Below are 2,596 nucleotides of genomic sequence, written 5' to 3'. Positions count from 1 at the left end.
ACAGTGTTTCGGTGGTCATGGCGAAGGGGAAACGCCCGGTTACATTCCGAACCCGGAAGCTAAGCCTTTCCGCGCCGATGGTACTGCATGGGGGACCGTGTGGGAGAGTAGGTCGCCGCCGAACAATTCTTGAAGGAAGAGGGTTCCTTTCCCGGTATGAGCCGGGAAAGGAACCCTCTTTTTTGTTGCCCTGATTCCGGTTACTGGCCGACCCTGCCGTCGACGCGCTCCCGCAGGAAGTCCGCGTGACCGTTGTGGCGGGCGTACTCCTCGATCATGTGCACCAGGACCTCCCGCAGCTCCACATTCCTGCCCCTGCCCCGACCGATGACCCCGAGGTCCGGGGCGTCGGCGACGAAGCGGCGGGCGAACGCGACCTCCTCCTCCCGGCGTTGCCACGCCTCGGCCACCACCGCCGGGTCGGCCACGGCCCCGTTGAAGTCCTCGTCGGGGTCCTCCCCGGGACGTCGTCGCCAGAGCGGCGGGGCTTCCTCCTCGGCCATCACGCGGCGGAACCAGCCGCGTTCCACAGGGGGTCCTCGTCCGGGGACAGGAACATGTCGGACCAGCCGAACCGACGGGTGGGCAACGAGTCCTCCCCCGCGGCGTGCGGCTGCGTCCCGGTATCGCTGTCGCTGTTCGTCATGGGACCGAACCCTGCCCGCCCCGCGGTGCTCCCGCCATCCCTTTTCGAGCCCGCAACATCCACCGGGACGGCCGGGAGGGGCGGCACCGCTCAGAGGCGGCCCGCGGCCTTCAGCGCCAGATAGGCGTCCGCGACGGCCGGCGCCAGGTCGTCGGGCGCGCCCTCGACCACGGTCGCCCCCATGCGCCGCACCCGGGTGATGATCTCCTCCCGCTCCTCCTGGTGCCGGGCGGCGGCCGCCGCCTCGTACACCCCCGGAACGGTGCCCCGGGTTCGGGCCATCTCCGCGACCCGGGGGTCGGATACGGAGGCGATCATCACCGAGTGCCGCCGCAGCAACTCCGGCAGGATGGGCAGCAGACCGGTATCGGCGGGACCGGGGTCCAGCGCGGTGAACAGGACGATCAGAGAACGGTGCGGTGCCGCCGCGCGGGCAGCCGCGGCCAGACCCGGCGCGTCGGTCTCGACCAGCGCCGGCTCCAGGTCCACCATCGCCCGCACCATCGCGGGCAGGACCTCCCGCCCGGAGTGCCCGCGCACGGAGACCCTGGTGCGCCGGTCGCGGGCGATCAGGTCCACCCGGTCCCCGGCCCGCGAGGCCAGAGCGGTCAGCAGCAGCGCGGCGTCCATGGACACGTCCAGCCGCGGGATGTCCCCGACCCGGCCCGCCGAGGTGCGGCCGGTGTCCAGGACCAGCAGGAGGTGGCGGTCGCGCTCGGGGCGCCAGGTACGGACGGCGACGCTTCCCCGGCGGGCGGTGGCGCGCCAGTCGATGGAACGGACCTCGTCGCCGGGCACGTACTCGCGCAGGCTGTCGAACTCGGTGCCCTCGCCCCGGATGAGCACGCTGGTCCGGCCGTCCAGTTCGCGCAGGCGGGCCAGCTTGGCCGGCAGGTGTCTGCGGCTGGTGAAGGGCGGCAGCACCCGCAGCGCCCACGGCACGCGGTGGGAGCCCTGGCGGGCGGCCAGACCGAGCGGCCCCAGGGAGCGAACGGTCACCCGGTCCGGCCGGCGTTCACCCCGGCGCGAGGGCCGCAGCACCGTCTCCATCCGACGGCGCTCCCCGGCCGGCACCAGCAGCCGGTGCCGGGTGGCGCGGTACGCCTCGTCCGGGTCGGAGAAGGCTCCGGGCGTCCAGGCGTCCCGCAGTTCGCCGCGCAGCACGCGATTGGAGGGGTTGGTCAGCGTCAGGCGGACCCGTGCCTCCTCACCGGTGCGCACCGAGTCCGCGCCGTCCCGTTCCAGCCGCAGACCGCGCACCGGTGCGGCGAGGGCGAGGTCGAGGAGGACGGCGAGCAGCAGCACCACCGCCACGAGCAGGATGCCGTGCCACCCCGGCAGCGCGGCCACGACGAGGGCGCCGAGCGCGGCGATGAGGACGGTCCGTCCGGTGAGGGCCATGGGGGTCCTCCGCCGCTCAGCGGGGCACGGGGACGTGGGAGAGCAGACCGGTGATCACCGAGTCGGCCGTCACGCCCTCCATCTCGGCCTCGGGCCGCAGCCGCACCCGGTGGCGCAGCGTCGGCAGGGCGAGGGCCTTGACGTCGTCGGGGGTGAGGTAGTCGCGGCCCGAGAGCCAGGCCCAGGCCCGGGCGGTGGCGAGCAGGGCCGTCGCCCCGCGTGGGGAGACGCCCAGGGCCAGGGAGGGCGACTCGCGCGTGGCCCGGCACACGTCCACGATGTAGCCGGCGACCTCGGGGGCGACGCTCACCTTGCGGACCTCCTCGCGGGCGGCGGCCAGCTGGGCGGGGCCCGCCACGGCCCGGAGGCCGGCGGCGGCCAGGTCGCGGGGGTCGAACCCGCTCGCGTGCCGGGTGAGGACGTCGATCTCCTGCTCGCGGGAGGGGAGGGAGAGGTTCAGCTTGAGCAGGAAGCGGTCGAGCTGGGCCTCGGGCAGCGGGTAGGTGCCCTCGTACTCGATGGGGTTCTGGGTGGCGGCCACCATGAAGG

3 protein-coding genes, 1 rRNA gene and 1 pseudogene are annotated in these 2,596 nt (G+C 73.8%); 1 reads left to right on the top strand and 4 read right to left on the bottom strand.

The window, feature by feature from the left end:
• Positions 1-7 precede the first annotated feature (7 nt).
• Positions 8-124, top strand: a 5S ribosomal RNA gene (gene rrf, locus FNQ90_RS19340).
• 76 nt (positions 125-200) lie between these two features.
• Here the strand turns inward: rrf and FNQ90_RS19335 are convergent.
• The 4 genes and pseudogenes from FNQ90_RS19335 to FNQ90_RS19320 form a co-directional block, all read right to left on the bottom strand.
• Positions 201-569: pseudogene (locus tag FNQ90_RS19335) on the bottom strand (mycothiol transferase); the annotation flags it as partial.
• Positions 503-646 (bottom strand): hypothetical protein, encoded by a 144-nt coding sequence (locus tag FNQ90_RS19330; protein WP_182607525.1) that lies wholly within the window; start codon positions 644-646, stop codon positions 503-505. The gene FNQ90_RS19330 and the pseudogene FNQ90_RS19335, both read right to left, overlap by 67 nt.
• A 90-nt stretch (positions 647-736) precedes the next feature.
• Positions 737-2,047: a DUF58 domain-containing protein gene (locus tag FNQ90_RS19325; RefSeq protein WP_143622405.1), complete on the bottom strand. Its 1,311-nt coding sequence runs from the start codon at positions 2,045-2,047 to the stop codon at positions 737-739.
• Positions 2,048-2,063: 16 nt separating this feature from the next.
• Positions 2,064-2,596: AAA family ATPase (locus tag FNQ90_RS19320; RefSeq protein WP_182607524.1), on the bottom strand; the 533-nt coding region annotated here is incomplete at its 5' end.

Origin of the sequence: Streptomyces alkaliphilus, assembly GCF_014141535.1 — a bacterium.
Lineage (GTDB): Bacteria > Actinomycetota > Actinomycetes > Streptomycetales > Streptomycetaceae > Streptomyces > Streptomyces alkaliphilus.
This window is presented reverse-complemented; position numbering and strand designations above follow the sequence as displayed.